The sequence below is a fragment of the Legionella bozemanae genome (assembly GCF_001648595.1).
Taxonomy (GTDB): Bacteria; Pseudomonadota; Gammaproteobacteria; order Legionellales; family Legionellaceae; genus Legionella; species Legionella bozemanae.
The window spans coordinates 105,495-123,419 of record NZ_LBAW01000013.1; the positions used below are offsets into that span (position 1 = coordinate 105,495).

Sequence of the window (17,925 nt, forward strand, 5' to 3'; positions counted from 1 at the left end):
TTGTTAATCCATTAATTTATCACAGCACCCGCACGGTCTGTTTAACTCAAAATGCGCTTTGACTTTGGTATAAGCGTTGTAGCCAACTCGTGCGATGAGATTAAGCTTGTTGGTATCGATTCGTTTATCCTTGGTTAAAATGTCAGGATTAAGATGAATGCCAACAACTTTTGCGATGACCATGCGGTTGATTAGACTCGAATCATCGGGTGTCGGTAATTGCACCGATTGGTGATAAACACACTCCAAACTAATAGGTGCGCCTTTAACGCGATAGGTTTGAATGATTTCTCCAGGTAAATGGTCCACCTCAGCCATAGCAAATTCGTTAATTCCTCGTGAAAAATCCAGCGAGGTAATATTCATTGCCTCCTTACTGCGGTAATTCACTAAATTGACGGTAAATTCTTTAGTCTCTTCCGCGTTTTTTAACGTATCTTTAGCCCCACCACTGTCATGTGAACCGGTTGTGGCAAACATAATCATCGGTGGCTCTTCACAGACAATATTAAAATAACTAAACGGCGCTAAATTAGGATTGCCCTCAGTATCTTTGCTGCTGATCCAGGCAATGGGTCTGGGAACAACACAGGCTTTAAAAAGTCCTTTAGGCAACTTCTGGGATGTGTGAAAAAACATGATCGATTCCTTGATTCGAATGGGGAAGAAAGACTCGTCCACCCATAGTTTGAAAATTCCTGAATGCCCATAAACTGGGGCTTACAAAGATACGTTGGATCCATCGATAAGGACAACCTTGATTGTCGTAGGTTGGCGTAAATCGCTCTCGTGCGTGCAGCGTAAAACGATTGTCCACATACACTAATTTCTCTGGAGTAATTTGAATGACTTCCGCTGTTTCTTTGATTGCTTGATGGAAATGAGCTAACGCCATTTTGGCTGCATGATTGATGGGTAACATCATATTCGAATAAAAAGCAACAGACACCCGTGGTTTATTTAATGTTCCTCTTAAGACAGGACATTTAACCATTGCTTCATGAGAAAAAATTTCGCGCCATCGATAGGGGAGGTTTAAATAAAAGTTCTCTCCGAATAAAATCTTCAAATCATGGGTGCTTAATAATTTTAAGGATTTTCGAGTATCTGCGATAAGTGTTTTTGTTGGTTCAATGGTTTCATCAATTCGAATACCTAGAAAGAATATACCCGATGGTGAATAATCATCTTCAGCAACATACTGTAATGCCGCATTTTCAATATGAAAATCAAGCTCTACTTCAGAACCCAATCCTGTATAATCAAATTGATTTTGGGCTTGTGGCGTTAAATTATTAACAAGCTCTTGCCCCTCAAAATAGATGGAGTAGGGTTCGCCCACCAAGGCAGCAAAAGCAGTGATGATGTTTTCACTAAGAGTTCCAGATTTAAACAGCTTACCTGTTTGCTCGAAGTCCGGACTTCCATAAATGGCTTCATCGATTGGAACATTGTTAATTACTACTGCAGAGACTAGCTTACTAGCACTGCGTTGAATTGTTAGTGTATTAATTAATGTTTCTGGTAATACCCCGTATATTTTTTTCCTCAGTAATTGAATGTAGTGTTCTCCACCTAAAGGGTCATAGGGGATATCGTTAAATTCCTGTATTAGTTTTTGTTTCTCCTTATTATTTAGAGTGATTTCAATAATATTTTTTTCATCCATAATAATTCCATATTTAAATCCTATAATTCTGATTAAAAAAATCAGTCCTTTTTTTCAAAGTTATCTTTAGCTGGTAGACTTCATATCTAAACTTATAAAATATATTTTTTCCTTATAGATTGAACTCGATTAATTTGAACATTGAATATAAAAGGAAAAAATTATTTTATTTTTATGTAAATTTCGGAGTTAAATAATGATCAATTTAGACAAAAGAAAATCAATAAAAACAAATCCAATTTATTGACAAGCCTCTTTTCGTAGAACTAGAATCATTGTTTTTTATTAGATTTTACTAGAGAGCATCTTCATTTGGTTTTTAAAGCAAAAAAATGAGGAGCACTTTCTAAAGTACAGGATGTTGCATTGATGTTTACAGAGGTTGATGAAAGAAAGGGATTGGTTAAATGTTTTTGGTCAGATATTCGTCATCGTTTTGCAAAAGTAGAGCCTGTATTTACAAGTATCGTAGATCAGTTATCGCCGAATCAATCTTACCCTCTTTATATCGCTTATTATCTTTATGGTGATACCGATGCTGACACATGCAGCTCCTTATTTCCTAATATAAATGGAGACTACTACCGAATCACGGATCCCAATGTTCCACAAGATATTCTTCAGCATCTTGGATATAGTGTAAATGGCACACCTTTAGGCATGATTCTTGAGAAAGAGCTTGAGTGTTATATCGATTTGAAAAATGAACAAATCACAATTCCTTGGCTTGTTTATAAACCTGGGGATATTTTCCCTCTCTCAACCATTTTAAATAAAAGAAAAAGTCATGTTTATACGCCCAATGGATTATTGTCTTCAACAGCCGGAGCACGATCAACATTTATGTTACCTAATATAGGAGCAACTCTAAATCATTCAAATTTACAGCGAGATTTTAATATTAAAAGTCGACCAGCAAAATCACTATATGAGCATTGGCAAGTTTTTCGAGAGGTAGTCAATAGTAATGTAATTAGTACTGATTGGCGTTGTTGTATTGTTTATTTCTCGGAGAATTGGTTAATTAGTTTGCATAATGATGCGGATTGGAAAACTTTAAAACAATATTTGCACGAATTGGCATGGTATCGATATGAGTATGAGCGAAACAGAATTTATTATGACATCACTTTTTCAATCATACAAAAAAATCGTAATTTAAAACCCAATCCTTACCTTGTCGATACAGCGAAACATTTATTTGCTACTGCTTTGGGGGCTGCTCCTGGTTATGCTCCTGCAACAGATAATGACGCTTTGCCGGTAGATATTTTGCAGCAAGCTTTTGTGGAGTCTTATGGCTTAAAAAAATATAGGCCAACAGTGATGCAACCTAAGCATTTTAATTTTCAAACAGATTATTTCCCAATATATTATTCATTACAGCATCCCGCTACTCGTATATTCTCGCCAAGATCACGGCTTGCCTCCAGTACAATAAATGAAGTGCGCGAACTAGAACGTATCATGAATATTTTCATTGAAGAATTATCAAAAGATGGAGCGTTGTCTTCTGATACTGTTGTTGGACAAATAGCAAAATTTGTTAAGTTCAGCTACTTTCATAATGCTATAGATACTCATAACATTCTTAGAAACTCTCTCGAGCTGTTAAATAGTGACAAGCGGTTTAATGATACTTTATTCCCACATACATCAGAAGCATTATTTGCAGCAGATGCTTCTTTCTTAAGAGGATGTGTTAGTATAGGTTCTGCTGCAATACCAACACAGCAAAAAACACATTGTCCCAATGAACATGCTGCAATACCAGAGTAAATTTCCCCCCCAATTTTGATATATGATACCTCCTAGGGCTGGTCCAATGACATTGCTTACTGCAAATGCAGTTTGAAATAATCCTAAGCTTTGTCCTTTTTTCTGATTGCTACTTTGCTCATAACATAAAAGTTGGGCTGTAGAGATAAAGAGCATTTCACCAGTTGTCCAAATAATGCATGAGAAAATAGCCAGCACAAATACAGAAGAATAGCTTAAAACCAACATTCCTATTCCCATTAATAAAGCACCAAGTCCTGTCACTAATAATTTATTTTGCCCACCTACTAAGGCCGTCAATGGAGCTTGGAAAAAGACAATTAGAAAAGTATCTAAGATAAATAAAATACTTACGGCCCTAATACCTAAATGTGGAAATGACTTTTGAATATAGAGAGGATAAGTAGTGCTTAACTGGGCAATAATTAACCCAACAAGAAAAACACATGCAATAACCAATAATAAAATCATTTGAGATGCATTTGAATGATCGTAGTGATGCTGCCCTTTGATTGGTAATAGTACAGTAGTACCCGTATTTTTCTGAAATAAAAGATAAAGTGCAGAACACAAAAGCAATACGCTTGATAAACAAAAAATTGACTGAAATCCATAAGTAGTCATGCTAGCAATAAGAACTCCTGATAATCCTAACCCAAAATTAGCAGCAACATGGGAAATACTAATCGTTTTATATCGTAAATTTGTATCATTTCGACACAAGCTAAGCATCCATACATTATTGGAGGTTTTAAATCCATAAGCTGCAAATCCAAGCAAAAACATATTAGCCATTAGTGCAAAGGCTGAATGTAAGTTAGTTAAAAGAAAAAACGTTGTAGATTGCACTAAAAGGCTAAAGATTGAAATAAGACGAGGTGAAAACATATCTGACAATTTACCAGTAATAAGTCCACCTAAAACAGTACCCAAACCGTAACAAGAAAGTAATAATCCAGCCATGGATGGAGTAAAGTGCCTAATAGTAACAAAGTAGAGCGACAGGAAAAAACAAATACCAATAGTAAGCGTATTAATACAAATTAGTATAATACCCTGCCAACAAAGTTTAGGTAATCCTTTATAATTTGCTGCATATTTTCTAGCGAAAGTTGTTAAATAATCCGTCATTTTTATATTAATCCAAATGCACTTAATATTGCCTCATTACAATGAGCTTTTTTTACAGGGGGAATATATAAGGTTGAAATAGTCGATAATTGAATATCCGGTAAATACTGTAACTGCGTACGGGTTATTCTAGGATCTAAACCAGGATATTGTGCGGCTTCATAGATAATAATTTCATCTATAGGTTGATAAAAATGCTTCAAATAATCCAATAAGAGCAAAATCCCCATCTTTTTATTATTTGTTGATTCATGATCAATAATGCCTACTGCATCAATTTGCCACAAGATTAAGTGTGACGAAGGATTTAATTGTCGCTGGTGAATTAAAAAATCCGATGCTTCGAATGATTGACATCCTAAAGAGCCAGGATCTATCAATAGATCAGCAAAAAGACAAGCCTCCGCAGAAATAGCAGGTAAGATTTTTGCAAAATAACCTTTTTTTTGCGCTTGTTTAACTGCTTCTAATCCTGGTTTGGAAAAAACACAGGGATGGCCATATAGTGCAAAGCATACATGCTTCTTTTGATATAGATGCTCTAAAACATAATTAGTAATACGCTGATAGGCTTCTGTACGAAGAGAGCATGATTCATATAAAAAGTCCAATGATTCTGTATTTTGATTTTGTTTTTGTATCCATGACTTCAGAACAGGATCATTCACTAAATAAAGAACGATATCAGACTGTTGTATATAAGCAATTGCCTCTGTGGTTAAATGAGCGAAAAACTTAATTCCACATCCAACAACAACCAGTGAAGATGTATTTGGATTTATTTGCATATCTAATGCTAAAACATCTTGAAAGTCTAGAGATCAAAAATTGTGGTTCGATCAGCAAGTATTGCTTTTTCATTGAATAGAGCTTTTAGAAACGAGGCATCGTTATTAGCAAATACTTGCTGTATGTTAACATCTTTTTCTTTTAATAGCTCATCAAGATTTATTTTATGGTGAGTTGTGCTAGCCAGTTGTTCGAAAAGCGTTACGATACTCATAGCAGATCCCTCATTGATTAAATTTTGATTTTAGCATGAGGTTATAATAGTTTAAACCTTATCAAGTTTAATTTTGATTTATTACACAAATTCCATTAGCACTAGATTAAAATGATCTTCCTCAAAATCATGACACACCCATTGTGCTCCACGATTGCAGCCGATATTAAGATAGTCAGGAAAATTCCATGGTAAAGCATGATGTTTTTCTAAATTTATTCCATCCATAATACTCATTATATTTTCAAACCAACTCATGTTTCTTATCCATTATAAAAACTTCTTCTGATTGAATTAAATGATTAAGTAAACTACTGGGGTCGGTGTGTATCATAGGAATACCAGATTGCTTAGCGTGTATAAATCCATTTTCTTGACAATGCTCAATAAAACTAAATAGTTTTACAAAATATTCATCTACGTTAAGGAATCCTATCTTTTTGTTAAGTTCACCTATTTTTATTGCATTCCAGGTTTCAATTGCTTCTTCTAGTGTTCCTAGGCCACCAGGCATAACTATAAATGCATCCGCCAATTGTTGAAGCATTTTTTTTCGTTCTTGCATTGAATCAACTACATGAAGCTCATCTAGAGTATCTAACGGTTTTTCTTTGTCTAAAAGATGAGTAGTTATAACCCCTATTACTTTGCCATCCAATTCTTTAACTGTAGTTGCTAATAAACCCATCATCCCTAGACTAGAGCCACCATAGACAAGTGTTAGCCCGTGATCAACAATTTCATGAGCAAACTTAATAACAGCTTGTTTAAATGCAACATTGTTTCCAAAACTAGCTCCTAAGTACACACAGATTGTTTTCATATTAAGTTCTCATTGCTGATTTTTTTGTATCATACAAACAACAAGTAATGCATGGAAGACGTAATAATTACAGTATGTATTATTCTTGCAAATATCTCATCTAATTAGTCCCGCAAATTTTTTACCGGAATAATTTGATATTCTCCTCACCTCCAATAGGAGCTATCCATCATCTAGATAGAAAGCAAGCATTTGTTGTTGCAGTAGAATGGTTATAATGCTTTATGCTTTTTTGCTGAAGATGTTAGTAAGAAATTGGATGTAATAACAGCATTCTATTTTTTGTGTTTTGAGTAGTAGGGACATGAGTTGATATCGAAAACCAACCGATTTCATCGGAAGATGAAATTGATTAAACGTCGTGCTTATGGGTTGCAATTTTTTCTCCTTGACAAGCACGAGATACTTTTCCCGATTTTGAAGTAGGAGCTTTCATAGCCAATAAAGGCTAATGAGCAGGAAAAGAATCTCAATGGCTTGTCTGGTTAATTTGGGTAGGCATTTGAATTCATTCAAAGGATTGAACTGGTTCAGCATTATGCTGAGTGAATAATCAATTGCGGAGAGTCTTATGCCTGCACAAAAAGCATCTAGGTTACATCTATTAAACGAATTCGAATCAGCGCCACATTCTGCGCTTTTCAATCAACAAACCATCGCGGCAGTATTAAGCTGTTCCACCCAGTTACTTGAACGTAACCGTTGGGCGGTTGGTGGTGTTTCCTATTTAAAAATTGGTCGCAAAGTTTTGTACAGAAAAAGCGATGTGCTGAATTTTCTCCAACAACAAAAAGTTTATCACTCAACCAATGACGAAGGTCAGTTACAGCTCATTGAGAACGCATAAATTAAAATTTGTCAGAAGGAATTTGCTTTATTCCGACGGTTTGACTGTTGTTTGGAGAATAATGTATGTCACAAAATCATGTTATTGAATTGCCCAATACACCAAAGCTGCGTCCAGTATTTTGCGACTATGCTGGTGGTCGTTTTCGGCTAACTGCTGAGGGGTTAACCTTTATCGGTCTTGATAAGGATGGCAATCCATTGCCACCTCGGTGGATATGCGCGCCATTGTATGTCGTTGCCAAAACCCGGGATGCTCAGAGCGGTGAATGGGGTCGGTTGTTGGAATGGCAGGATGATGACGGAATAACTCATCAGTGGGCAATGCCACTGGCTTTGTTGCAAGGTGATTCCTCCGATGTGAGGCGAGAGCTGGCACGATTGGGATTGAGTATTTCACCTAATAGGACTGCTCGCGATTTGTTAGCCTCCTATTTACAAGTCTTTCCAGTAGACGCACGTGCACGATGTGTTGATAAACTGGGTTGGCATGGCGATGTTTTTGTAACCACTTCCCAGTGTATCGGGCAATCAGCAGAGAAAATTGTATTCCAGAATACCAATGCCATTGAACCAGCAATGCCCTCCAAGGGAAGCGTTGAGGAATGGCGAAACTCAATAGGTCGGCTGGCATCAGGCAACTCAAGACTGGTGTTTGCCATATCTGTAGCTCTTGCACCTGTATTGGCAAAAATTGTTGGCGAAGATTCAGGAGGTTTTCATTTCAGAGGCACATCCTCATCAGGCAAAAGCACTGCATTGAGTCTGGCTGCCTCGGTTTGGGGAAACCCACAATCCTATTGCCGTTTATGGCGCAGCACCACCAATGGCCTTGAAGGCTTGGCGTCATTACACAATGATGGATTGTTGATCCTTGATGAGCTCAGTCAAATCGATCCCAGAGAAGCAGGGGAGGCCGCTTATTTGCTAGCCAATGGTCAGGGAAAAACACGTGCTTCTCGTACTGGCACGGTCAGGCAATCTTCCCGATGGTCTTTATTTTTCTTGTCTGCTGGTGAGGAATCTTTGACGGAACTCATGGCAAAATCAGGACAGCGTATTAATGCAGGTCAGGAAATCAGGCTTGCTGATATCGAAGCGGATGCCGGTTGCGGGATGGGGATTTTTGAAACAATTCATGATCAATTAAGTCCAGCCAGCATGGCCTTATCACTAAAGAAATACAGCAGCCGATATATTACCGACACCATTCAAACTTTTGTTGATGCAGTCATTCAATCCGATGCAACAGGCCAGATTATCCGTGTTGCCAGACGCTTTGCATTAGTTGCTGCTGCGGGAGAACTGGCCAGTCAATTTGGTCTGACAGGGTGGCAAAAAGGCGAATCGTTCCAAGCTGCGAAGACTTGCTTTACTGCATGGCAGGATGCTTTTGGAGTTGATGGCCACCGCGAAGATCGCGCCATTATGGCACAAGTGCGCGCTTTCTTTGAATCTCATGGTGCTAGTCGATTTGATAACGCCAGCTCACCTAACAATGACAAAATTCTCAACCGGGCAGGATTTTATCATACAGATAGGGAAGGGTTTCGAATCTACATGGTGTTAACCGAGGCGTACAAAAATGAACTGTGCAAAGGATTTGATCAACGCACAGTGACAAGGGTTTTATTACACGCCGGCTAGCTGAAACCTGCCTCAGATGGCAAAGCCTCACACAAGCCAAGAATCAAAGGGGTTGGCACTCCAAGATTGTATGTGTTTACAGGTAAAATTTGGGGAAGTGAATAAAAATTAATAATGACATTGGTTTTTTCGTTGAGCACCGAAGGTGCGAATAAGGTTTGTGAAGTTTGGTGACCAGCTTGCTGGTTAGCTAACTTCACCTATCTTGCCCTACATTTTGAAATTTATTTTGATCCGCACTTTGATAATTATTCGTAATTGTTCGTTATAGAGCGATTAATAACGAAAATAATCATGAATAAACGGAAATAAATAATAAATTACCGAAAGTTACCCAAAAGGTCGAAAATAAATAGAAATAAACAATAAAAATCAAAGGAATGAATAACCAGCAAGATGGAGAGCAGACCATGAAAAAATCCTTAACAGATAACATAACAGCTTCTAAACTGAATCAACAAAGAACAAACGTCAGAAAACATAAAGTTGAATTCCTGGCTTTACGTGAGGACATTTCTGAAGCATTGGAAAAAGGATGGTCTATTGCCATTATATGGGAAACACTGAGGGATGAGGGAAGCTTCACGGCAACTTACAATACGTTTAGGCTATACGTATTAAAATACCTGAGTGGTCAAAAGCCAGGGTATTCGCAAAGGGAAGTCACCGATCAGCAACCAAAAAGATTGGCCGTAAATCAGGACAAAGAGAAAAAGCCAACTGCTATGCCTTCATTTACCTTTAATCCAAAACCCAATTTAAAGGAGCTATTATGATTGAATGGATTTTTATTGGTGAATATAGTTTCCAATAAGTCCCATATGCCCCACCCTTATGGCAAAGGGTGGGGACGGCTAAAACCTTGTAGTAACGCACCCGCCCCAGATGTCCCTCTTGTCCCTGTGGATTTTGACAGTATTGTCATGGCCTCTGTACTTCGTGATTTGATATGTTGAATTACCTTTAGATCATCAGCGAGCGGAGATACTGTTTTGTGAGTAAGAGGTTGGTATAAATCTCCTTTTTGATATAAAATCACGCAAATGTCTAATAACCATACAGAGAAACCGCTCAAAAATTCATGTTCACAATGTAAAGTTTAATACTACGTTCTTACGTAACCCTACCAATAATAACAAATTAAAAAAGGAGTCTATGTAAGCAAATAAATCTTTGCATGGGTTGCTATTGCCCAAAATTAGCAAAGAGTAAGGCTGTGATTAAAATTGAGGAAATACAATGCAAGATAATAATAATGATATGAATCTCCATGCCTCCAAACTATCATCAACTTTTTCCAGGAGCATGGAAGAAGAGCGTCTATTATCTCTTATAGAGTTTGCCCAGCAATCGGCTCGCCTAAAACTTAATCCTGTCAAAGATGTAGTAAAGCATGGTTTGTTTAATCGTTTTGAACATGAGTTATTTGTTTCACCTGGAGTTCACATTGATATAGCGGAAGATAATGATGAACTGTGGTTAAGAATCGAAAGACTGGTAGAAACCCATCCTCCAGAACCTCAAGCTCAGCAATTAATACCTTGGCTTGACCTATCAAGAAAAACTGAAACAGCTCCTGTATTAAAAAGAGCTGTAGAGTTTGGCAAAATTGACATAGAAAATGTTAGGAATGCAGAAACTGATATGGGACAAGAGCAGCCCAAGCTGATGTTGTTGTCAGAATACGAGCATCGAGAAACTATAGAGCGTTTATTTCAAGATTACGTAAATAACCAATGGAGCATTTGGGCAGAAGAAGAGAAAAAGCGACGCCGTACAGTTAAATTATATTCAGAGCTGTTCACCTTAAAACAGCAATTGGAAGGCTCGATCGTTGATACTCAAATTGAATTAGTGTGGGGTACCGGGCTTGGTGTATGGAAAACAAATGAATTTAATATTAGATATCCTCTTATCACTCAATCTGTAGAGGTCTCACTAAATCCAAAAGATATGGCTATAGAAATTAGGCCAAGACGATCTGCTGAGCCACTTTTTGAGCTTGATGTTTATATGTCTATTGATAGTTTGGGTGTAGCAGATGTTCAGAAAGCTTATAATGATTTGATGTCAAAACAAACCCAAGACTTTTCGCCATTTGAGCGTTTCTCCTATGAGCCCCAACTACAACTTGCAGCGACACATCTGGATTCAAAAGGAGTATATTGGCCAACTCAAATTACGAATGAAGATCGTCAAATCCCTGATTCAGGAGAAAACTTAAAAGTTACTGATACATGGATTTTATTTGCCAGACCGCGCAGCAAAAGCCTTTATATTCAGGATTTGGAAAATTTCAAAAAGCATTTTAATGCTGAAAAAACGGGTGAGATAGCCAGTGTTATTAAAGAAATGGTGCAAGAGCCAGTCGATGAGCACCGTGAAATAAAGCTTACTAATTTTCGTGGTCTATCCAATCTTGGATATACTTCAAATGAAGGCAATGCAGAGACAGCAAGCGAGTTGTTTTTTCCTCTGCCATTTAATGAAGAACAAGTCAAAATTGTACAAAAATTAGAACATTCAAATGGGGTTGTTGTCCAAGGACCTCCAGGAACAGGTAAAACACATACAATTGCTAATATTATTGCCCATTATATGGCGAATGGTAAGCGTGTACTTGTTACCTCTATGAAAGAGCCAGCTTTATCTGTGTTGAAAGAAAAGCTTCCTGTAACAATTCAGCCCTTAGCCATTTCTCTTTTAACCAATGAGCAAGACGGAATGAAGCAGTTTGAGTTTGCTATCTCTAAAATTGCTCAAGAATTACAAACCATTGATCGTACTGCACTTGGATGCGAAATTGAAAATGACGAGCAATTTATTGATAAGCTTCATGCAAAATTGGCATGGATAGATCGGTCTATTACCAATTGGGCAAAAAGCAATATTCAACCTATTTATATGGACGGACAAGAAATTCACCCAGAGGATGCAGCAAAAGAAATCGCTGCAGCAAATGGAGAATTTGATTGGCTTGAGGATCCCATTTCTATCTTAGACGAACATAAGCCGAGATTTGATAATACCGATATTATACAACTCAGAGAAGCAAGGCGTAATTTGCAAGGAGATCTTGATTACTTTGGCAAGTCACTACCTGCATTGGAAGATATCCCCAAATTAAACAGTATACTGAACCTTCATCGCGAGTTATTAAAAAACAAAACGCTAAAAGATCAGGTTCTGTCTGCTGATACTTTTCAAATTCCAGACTTAGCAGAAAATAGTACTGAAGTAGAAACAATATTAAATGCGTTCTATGAATATAGAACAACAAAAAAGCAATTAGAAACGGCCAACCTATCATGGTTTGGCTCATTGCAATCGTATTTAAAAAACGCTGAATCAGCGCCAATCATTCAACTTATTGAAAAAATTGCTGATGAGGTGAACAATTTACAGGCCGAAAAAAATATTTTTTTAGAAAACCCTGTTGTTATACCAACTGATCTCAAATTAACAGATGAAATTACTCAAGCTGTTGCTAATAAAAGTGAAGGTAAGCACCCTTTTGGAGTCAGTGGCATATTAACAAAGCGAGCATTAATTAAAAAAATTGATGCTATCCTTATTTTAAATAAGCCAGCCAAGAATCAAGATGAATGGCTGCATATTTATCGTTATGTATTACTTTGCAATCATATTGATGAACTCGTTTTACGATGGAATAAAATAGCCACTGAAATGTCTATTTTTTCTCTCATAAATAGTGAGATGATTAACCCTCTTCAACACGTTAGAGCTGAATTAGATTTTTATTTTGCTGTCAAAAAATACATTAGACTGGAAGTTGAAATTAAAAATTATTCAAGTTCAATTTTGTCATCATGGCCTTATTTAAATGAGCTGTTTGAGGTTGATACTCATATTCATGAGTTAATTGAGTTGCTTGAAAAAAATCTTAATTTTTATCACTCCTCAAAAGCTTGGTCTGATAGAGAAACGATATTAAACAGTTTATCAAGCTTTAATGGGCGGATTTCTGAAGCAATCAAAATATTTTTTTCTGAAACTGTGGGCAATCCATCCATCAGTGATATGGAAATACAAAATCAATCAACTCAATTGATAGAGGAATTGAGGCGCATTCATGGGTTAAAACCAGCTTTAGATGATGTGTATTCTATATGCGATTTAATTCATCAATCTGGTGCTACCCTATGGGCACAAAAACTTAAAGAGACTCCGTTGGAAAGTACGGTGGATTCTTTATTGCCTGATGATTGGAGCCAAGCATGGCGGCTTCGTCGTTTGGCCAACTATTTTTATTCAATGAGTCATTTTGATGAGTTTAAAAAATTAACCACTCAGCGCTATGAATATGAAAAACAATTGGCAAAAACCTATCAAGATGTGGTTGCTAAACGCACTTGGCTGCAATTAGCAAAAAATGCGACGCCCGACATTCGAGCAGCATTACAAGCCTTTCAATCTGCTATTTCAAGAATAGGTAGAGGAACAGGTAAAAGAGCCATTCGTTATAGACGCGATGCTAAAAATGCGGCTGCACTTACCAATAAAGCAATACCGTGCTGGATTATGCCTCATTATAGAATTTCTGAGTCATTGCCTCCTGAATTTGGATGCTTTGATTTAGTCATTATTGATGAAGCCTCACAATCAGATTTAAGTGCCCTACCAGCCATGTTACGCGCCAATAAATTGTTGGTTGTTGGTGATGATAAGCAGGTTTCGCCTGATGGTGTTGGTCTGGAAGAAGAAAAGATCAATAATTTGATGGCTCAATATTTAGCCAATCAAGTAGCCATATATAGACAAGCAATGTCTCCTGAGCGCTCTATTTATGATTTATGTAAAGTTGTATTTGCTGATTCACACATTATGCTGCGCGAGCATTTTCGCTGTGTTACGCCAATTATTGAGTACTCCAAGAGAGAATTTTATAACCATGAACTAAAGCCCCTGAGATTGCCAAGCAAATCAGAACGTCTGGATCCTCCTCTAATCGACGTAATTATTGAAGATGGCTTTCGTATAAATAAAGAAAATAATGCTGAAGCAAAGTTTATTGTCGAGGAAATCAATAATATTTGTAATGACCCTGCTATGGCCAATCGGACAATTGGCGTTGTTTCTTTGCTAGGCAATGAACAAGCAAGAAAAATATGGGAAATGATTCAGCAAGAGATTACGCCAGATAAAATAACTAATCATAAAATTACTTGCGGTGATGCCCTTACATTTCAAGGTAAAGAGCGGGACATCATGTTTTTATCAATGGTAGCGACTCCAGATAATGTGAAAGCGGATTCACGAGAAGCCTCTGCGCAGCGATTTAATGTTGCTGCCTCAAGAGCACGAGATCGCATGTATTTAGTAAGAAGTGTTGAGTTAGATAATCTAAGCCACAAAGACAGCTTAAGACGCAGTTTAATTGAGCATTTCAGCTCACCCTTTGCCCAAGATGAAATAAAGGTAAAAAACCTTAGAGAACTCTGTGAGTCAGGTTTTGAATTGGAAATTTATGATCTATTAACTGAGCGTGGTTACAGAGTTATTCCTCAAGTCAAAGTAGGAAACTACCGTCTGGATATGGTTGTAGAGGGACATAATGATGCTCGCTTGGCTATTGAGTGCGATGGGGATCGTTATCATGATGCTTCAAAATGGGAAGACGATATGAAAAGGCAAAGAATTCTTGAACGTGCAGGGTGGAAATTCTGGAGATGTTTTGCTTCTACGTTTGTTATGAATCGTAAAAATGTAATAGAGGATTTAATAAGCACATTAACATCTCATGGTGTAGAGGCTATTGGATTTGATGGGATAATAAATAGTATTCATTGTGAACAAAGAAAAATAAAAAATATAGCTGTTTCAGAAGCTTGCACTGAATAGGTAGCTATGCATATTTAAAATAAAAATAATAAATATCAGGGAGGTGTTATTCAATATATTAATTTGAGGTTTAAAAAATGAAAAAATATTTAGCTATTTTGGTTGTTTTAAAAGAGCTTTTAGAAATTATTACGCTACCATTTCTTAAAATTAAGGTCTTTATCTTAGAGGCGAAGCTTAAAAAAGCGGAAAAAAATATTCTGCAGCATAATAGAGAATTAGAAGCTGAATATGGCACATCAGATCCACAAGAATTATCAGTATTACTAGCACAACACGAAGCCGAACTAAGTGAATTACAAGTAAAGCTTGAAAAAGCAGAACAAGTAGTAGAGCATCATGATAAAAAATTGGAAATAGCTAACAAGACATATGAAGATCAATATATCTCATACTCACAGTACTTATCATCATTATTAGAACAACTTAGCGCAGTGGGGAACGAAAAAGCTAATTTGGAAGAAAGTCATGGGATATTGGCGATGGAGTTTTTTGATCAATATAGAGAAAACTTAGATATGATTGAGGATACATCATTGAAATCCGTATATGAAGAATTAAGTCCAGAGGAAAGGGCTTTTTGGAAGAAAAGATGTAATGATCTTCAATTGCTTTCTGATAAAACGTTGGCTATTTTAAAAAAAATTTCTTCGCCTGAAGCGTTGCATTCCCTTGAAACTGCAAATGCAAATTGGAATAAAACAATAGCGCCATTAATCAAAAACAAATTACATGCAAAAATAAAATTTGAAGGGAAAATACCCCCAAATATGTTGGACGAATTGCGCTCAAATGAGCCTGGTAATGAATTGCTAAGAGAAATAGTCAAAAATAATCCTGATCTTTTAAAGGATTGTATAAATCAACAGTATGGCAACAATCTATCCGATCTTGTCACTTGTGACACATATATTCAACAATATTTGGATAAAATGCCTGAAGACTTTCAAGTAGCGTTAAAGAATTACCGTGAAGCATTAATGTCTTGAAAAATCAGTGAACTTACCATGAGAGTATAATAATAGATGTCATATTATGTGTATTAGTTTCGATTTAATCAAAAGTGACACTAATGAATATGCAAAAAGCGCGATAATTTTCTAATTCGACAAGTAAGCTTAATTGAAACGTGATATTTGTGACAAAAGTGATGCTTCATAAAACATTTTTATTTTTGAGGATGCTCCTTTAAACCATCAGCTCTTTAAAGCTTTCTGACTCGATTAGGCCACAACAGTTCCAAACAGAATCAAATAATGGCTTTAATAATTGTTTAACATCTATATCAAAAGACTCTACTATTTCCGACGATAATTGGATGATATTCCTATCAAATTTATGATATCGCCCCTTGTGGTCTGAAAAATGATAATGTTGGATATTAAGGTAGCTAATAAAAATAATTAGCGGCGTTTGGTAATTAAGTTGTTTCAATATGGCAAAAAACCTCTGCACATCGTCTAACAATATTTCTTCACTATAACGTGCGGGGAAAATACAAGGAAAATTTTCATCGAATTCTGGTCTTGCACGAAACACAGTTAGTGATTCCATTATTCCATTACGAAATAAAAGATCATATCTGTCATTTGCGTGCAGTGTCGTGGGCTTGTTCCGATTAGCCCTTCAAGCACAATTCTTGGCTGCCATGCGGTGTATTTAAATTTGTTTGGCCTTAAAAGATTGGCTGCTTGATTAAGTTCAGCAATGCTATTTTGATGACCGTTCGTATAAGCTGATAATGGAATAATGTGTAAAACTAAGTTTGCACCGACCTCCATCGGCACTATAGTATTTCTTGCTTCTATTTCAATAAGCCTTTTAGCAACAAATTCTCTGATTTTATCCACAAGATTTGAGGAAAGATTAAAGAAATTCCTTATTTCAGTAATGTCCATAGGATATGATTCTGCTGAGTTACGCCCATAAAAACAATTAGTTTTTGTTTCTCTGTGAGGACCGTACCAGCTTTTTTTAACCTTAATGATCACAACGTAGTTATCATTTTTTTCAAGCTTATGTACAGCAATATCAGTCCCAGTAATTTGTGGCTCAGTCCGTCCACGGATCAGGCTTTCCAATCGTAATTTAGTCTTATCTGGGTCGTCTAATGGAATGCCTACTAATTGAATGGTTTGGTTGTTTTCCTGAATACCATAAATAATATAGCCATCATTTGAATTGGCGAAAGCGCAAAGAGGTTTTAAGAAGGCTGTTATTATTTGCTCTTTGTCTAGAGGAAGCTCGCGCTTATATTCCAATTGTCTATTTTCAATAACATTGTTTTGCTCTAATTGCTCAATCTCTTCTAAAATTTCAATTGTATGTATTGAGTGTTTAAACATTAGTGGCTCTATTCATTCGGAGACAAATTCTATAAATTGATCGCCCAGTTGAGTTGACCTTTTCTCTATACCGCCTTGGCTCGTCATTGAAACTTGCAATAACTCCTTGTTACTACTTAAAAACCCTTTGTTATATAAGTCAGTCCAAATATAATCTACAAAGCTTTTATTACTGCTTAACTCAGGAAACGCGCTTTCTAAGGTGCTGCGCACACTACCGACCATTCCAACTCCAGGAAGACCTTGTCCTACATTTTGGAACCATTTTGAAGGATTGGTAAATAGCATAAGAATTTTTATATGCCAAATAGTAAACGTATCAATACAATTTAAAAAAGTTTGTTGCAAGGAGAGTTCTGGAGCATTATTTTCAGCGGAATGAATGATTGCATTTTTTAGCATGTTTCTTTTTTCTTCTTGATGGTGCTTTAGTCCCATCGGAATGGCCTGAAGTAGAATATCAATAAAATCTTCGTTATTTTTTAATTCCTCAAGGTTGATCCCATTTGATTCAATTTTCATTAATGCATCAGTTATTGCTTCCTGCCATTCTTCTGAGCGTTTCTGATATGGTATTTTAACAAAGCTAAAAAGCAGCTCTGTTGCAATAGCTCCTCCTGGAACTGCTGAATCAATACCAGCTTTGATGACTTTAGATACTTTATCAACTAGATTTTCTTTTGGTGGAGTTATCGACATACGTTTTTTCTCTATAATATCGGTTTTATTACAAGAAACAGGATGCTTGGAGGAATTATGGGCTCTACCCCAAATAAGGGGGCACTTTAATCAAGTTAGTCTAGACTAACTAATTGATTTC

15 protein-coding genes and 1 pseudogene are annotated in these 17,925 nt (G+C 36.6%); 6 read left to right on the forward strand and 10 right to left on the reverse strand.

Translation table 11 applies throughout. The features are described 5' to 3' along the window. Window positions 1-3: 3 nt before the first annotated feature. Window positions 4-639 carry a flavin reductase family protein gene (locus A8O27_RS11080; protein WP_058459639.1) on the reverse strand — a complete coding sequence of 212 codons (636 nt, stop codon included), beginning with the start codon at window positions 637-639 and terminating at the stop codon, window positions 4-6. Further along, entirely contained in the window at window positions 608-1,669 is a 1,062-nt protein-coding gene (locus A8O27_RS11085) for a Fe(II)-2OG oxygenase family protein (RefSeq protein ID WP_058459640.1), read from the reverse strand. Before A8O27_RS11085 ends, A8O27_RS11080 begins: the two co-directional genes overlap by 32 nt. 369 nt (window positions 1,670-2,038) lie before the next feature. On the opposite strand from A8O27_RS11085, the gene A8O27_RS11090 reads away from it, so the two are divergent. Continuing rightward, window positions 2,039-3,448 (forward strand): hypothetical protein, encoded by a 1,410-nt coding sequence (locus A8O27_RS11090; RefSeq protein WP_058459641.1) that lies wholly within the window; start codon window positions 2,039-2,041, stop codon window positions 3,446-3,448. On the opposite strand, the gene A8O27_RS11095 is transcribed toward A8O27_RS11090, so the two are convergent. From A8O27_RS11095 to A8O27_RS11110, 5 genes are all read right to left on the reverse strand, one after another. After that, window positions 3,359-4,579: an MFS transporter gene (locus A8O27_RS11095; RefSeq protein WP_058459642.1), complete on the reverse strand. Its 1,221-nt coding sequence runs from the start codon at window positions 4,577-4,579 to the stop codon at window positions 3,359-3,361. The genes A8O27_RS11090 and A8O27_RS11095 overlap by 90 nt on opposite strands. A gap of 2 nt (window positions 4,580-4,581) precedes the next feature. After that, the gene (locus A8O27_RS11100; protein ID WP_058459643.1) at window positions 4,582-5,367 is read right to left on the reverse strand and encodes an SAM-dependent methyltransferase; all 786 of its coding nucleotides are present in this window, start codon (window positions 5,365-5,367) and stop codon (window positions 4,582-4,584) included. A 26-nt stretch (window positions 5,368-5,393) separates the two neighbouring features. Continuing rightward, entirely contained in the window at window positions 5,394-5,582 is a 189-nt protein-coding gene (locus A8O27_RS11105) for a hypothetical protein (RefSeq protein ID WP_058459644.1), read from the reverse strand. Window positions 5,583-5,663: 81 nt separating this feature from the next. Then, complete coding sequence (locus tag A8O27_RS18765) at window positions 5,664-5,840, reverse strand: hypothetical protein (protein ID WP_154669242.1); 177 nt, start codon at window positions 5,838-5,840, stop codon at window positions 5,664-5,666. Continuing rightward, complete coding sequence (locus tag A8O27_RS11110; RefSeq protein WP_058459645.1) at window positions 5,827-6,405, reverse strand: LOG family protein; 579 nt, start codon at window positions 6,403-6,405, stop codon at window positions 5,827-5,829. The genes A8O27_RS18765 and A8O27_RS11110 overlap by 14 nt, the downstream gene beginning before the upstream one ends. Before the next feature lie 571 nt (window positions 6,406-6,976). Here A8O27_RS11110 and A8O27_RS11115 point away from each other — a divergent pair. The 5 genes and pseudogenes from A8O27_RS11115 (at window position 6,977) to A8O27_RS11140 (ending at window position 15,749) form a co-directional block, all read left to right on the forward strand. Next, window positions 6,977-7,252, forward strand: a complete 276-nt coding sequence (locus A8O27_RS11115; protein WP_058459646.1) for a hypothetical protein — start codon at window positions 6,977-6,979, stop codon at window positions 7,250-7,252. 65 nt (window positions 7,253-7,317) lie between these two features. After that, window positions 7,318-9,003: pseudogene (locus A8O27_RS11120) on the forward strand (DUF927 domain-containing protein). A 305-nt stretch (window positions 9,004-9,308) separates the two neighbouring features. After that, window positions 9,309-9,674 carry a TraK family protein gene (locus A8O27_RS11125; protein ID WP_058459647.1) on the forward strand — a complete coding sequence of 122 codons (366 nt, stop codon included), beginning with the start codon at window positions 9,309-9,311 and terminating at the stop codon, window positions 9,672-9,674. Between the two features lie 463 nt (window positions 9,675-10,137). Further along, window positions 10,138-14,760 carry a PDDEXK-like endonuclease domain-containing protein gene (locus A8O27_RS11135; protein ID WP_058459649.1) on the forward strand — a complete coding sequence of 1,541 codons (4,623 nt, stop codon included), beginning with the start codon at window positions 10,138-10,140 and terminating at the stop codon, window positions 14,758-14,760. Window positions 14,761-14,837: 77 nt separating this feature from the next. Further along, a complete protein-coding gene (locus A8O27_RS11140) occupies window positions 14,838-15,749 on the forward strand; it encodes a hypothetical protein (RefSeq protein WP_058459650.1) in 912 nt (303 codons plus the stop codon). A 199-nt stretch (window positions 15,750-15,948) separates the two neighbouring features. Here the strand turns inward: A8O27_RS11140 and A8O27_RS11145 are convergent, their stop codons facing one another. From A8O27_RS11145 to A8O27_RS11155, 3 genes are read right to left on the reverse strand one after another with little or no spacing between them, the layout of a single operon-like run. Beyond that, on the reverse strand, window positions 15,949-16,314 hold the full coding sequence (locus A8O27_RS11145; protein ID WP_058459651.1) for a hypothetical protein: 366 nt from the start codon (window positions 16,312-16,314) through the stop codon (window positions 15,949-15,951). Next, window positions 16,314-17,105 (reverse strand): AlbA family DNA-binding domain-containing protein, encoded by a 792-nt coding sequence (locus A8O27_RS11150; RefSeq protein WP_058459652.1) that lies wholly within the window; start codon window positions 17,103-17,105, stop codon window positions 16,314-16,316. Before A8O27_RS11150 ends, A8O27_RS11145 begins: the two co-directional genes overlap by 1 nt. A 12-nt stretch (window positions 17,106-17,117) precedes the next feature. After that, window positions 17,118-17,804 carry a hypothetical protein gene (locus A8O27_RS11155; protein WP_058459653.1) on the reverse strand — a complete coding sequence of 229 codons (687 nt, stop codon included), beginning with the start codon at window positions 17,802-17,804 and terminating at the stop codon, window positions 17,118-17,120. Window positions 17,805-17,925 lie beyond the last annotated feature (121 nt).

Bases quoted from the DNA above. Each gene is read 5' to 3' on its own strand.
- A8O27_RS11150 (WP_058459652.1), bottom strand. From the start codon at position 17,105: ATGTTTAAACACTCAATACATACAATTGAAATTTTAGAAGAGATTGAG.
- A8O27_RS11135 (WP_058459649.1), top strand. From the start codon at position 10,138: ATGCAAGATAATAATAATGATATGAATCTCCATGCCTCCAAACTATCA.
- A8O27_RS11100 (WP_058459643.1), bottom strand. From the start codon at position 5,367: ATGCAAATAAATCCAAATACATCTTCACTGGTTGTTGTTGGATGTGGA.
- A8O27_RS11145 (WP_058459651.1), bottom strand. From the start codon at position 16,314: ATGGAATCACTAACTGTGTTTCGTGCAAGACCAGAATTCGATGAAAAT.
- A8O27_RS11080 (WP_058459639.1), bottom strand. From the start codon at position 639: ATGTTTTTTCACACATCCCAGAAGTTGCCTAAAGGACTTTTTAAAGCC.
- A8O27_RS11140 (WP_058459650.1), top strand. From the start codon at position 14,838: ATGAAAAAATATTTAGCTATTTTGGTTGTTTTAAAAGAGCTTTTAGAA.
- A8O27_RS11085 (WP_058459640.1), bottom strand. From the start codon at position 1,669: ATGGATGAAAAAAATATTATTGAAATCACTCTAAATAATAAGGAGAAA.
- A8O27_RS11095 (WP_058459642.1), bottom strand. From the start codon at position 4,579: ATGACGGATTATTTAACAACTTTCGCTAGAAAATATGCAGCAAATTAT.
- A8O27_RS11115 (WP_058459646.1), top strand. From the start codon at position 6,977: ATGCCTGCACAAAAAGCATCTAGGTTACATCTATTAAACGAATTCGAA.
- A8O27_RS11105 (WP_058459644.1), bottom strand. From the start codon at position 5,582: ATGAGTATCGTAACGCTTTTCGAACAACTGGCTAGCACAACTCACCAT.
- A8O27_RS11090 (WP_058459641.1), top strand. From the start codon at position 2,039: ATGTTTACAGAGGTTGATGAAAGAAAGGGATTGGTTAAATGTTTTTGG.
- A8O27_RS18765 (WP_154669242.1), bottom strand. From the start codon at position 5,840: ATGAGTTGGTTTGAAAATATAATGAGTATTATGGATGGAATAAATTTA.
- A8O27_RS11155 (WP_058459653.1), bottom strand. From the start codon at position 17,804: ATGTCGATAACTCCACCAAAAGAAAATCTAGTTGATAAAGTATCTAAA.
- A8O27_RS11125 (WP_058459647.1), top strand. From the start codon at position 9,309: ATGAAAAAATCCTTAACAGATAACATAACAGCTTCTAAACTGAATCAA.
- A8O27_RS11110 (WP_058459645.1), bottom strand. From the start codon at position 6,405: ATGAAAACAATCTGTGTGTACTTAGGAGCTAGTTTTGGAAACAATGTT.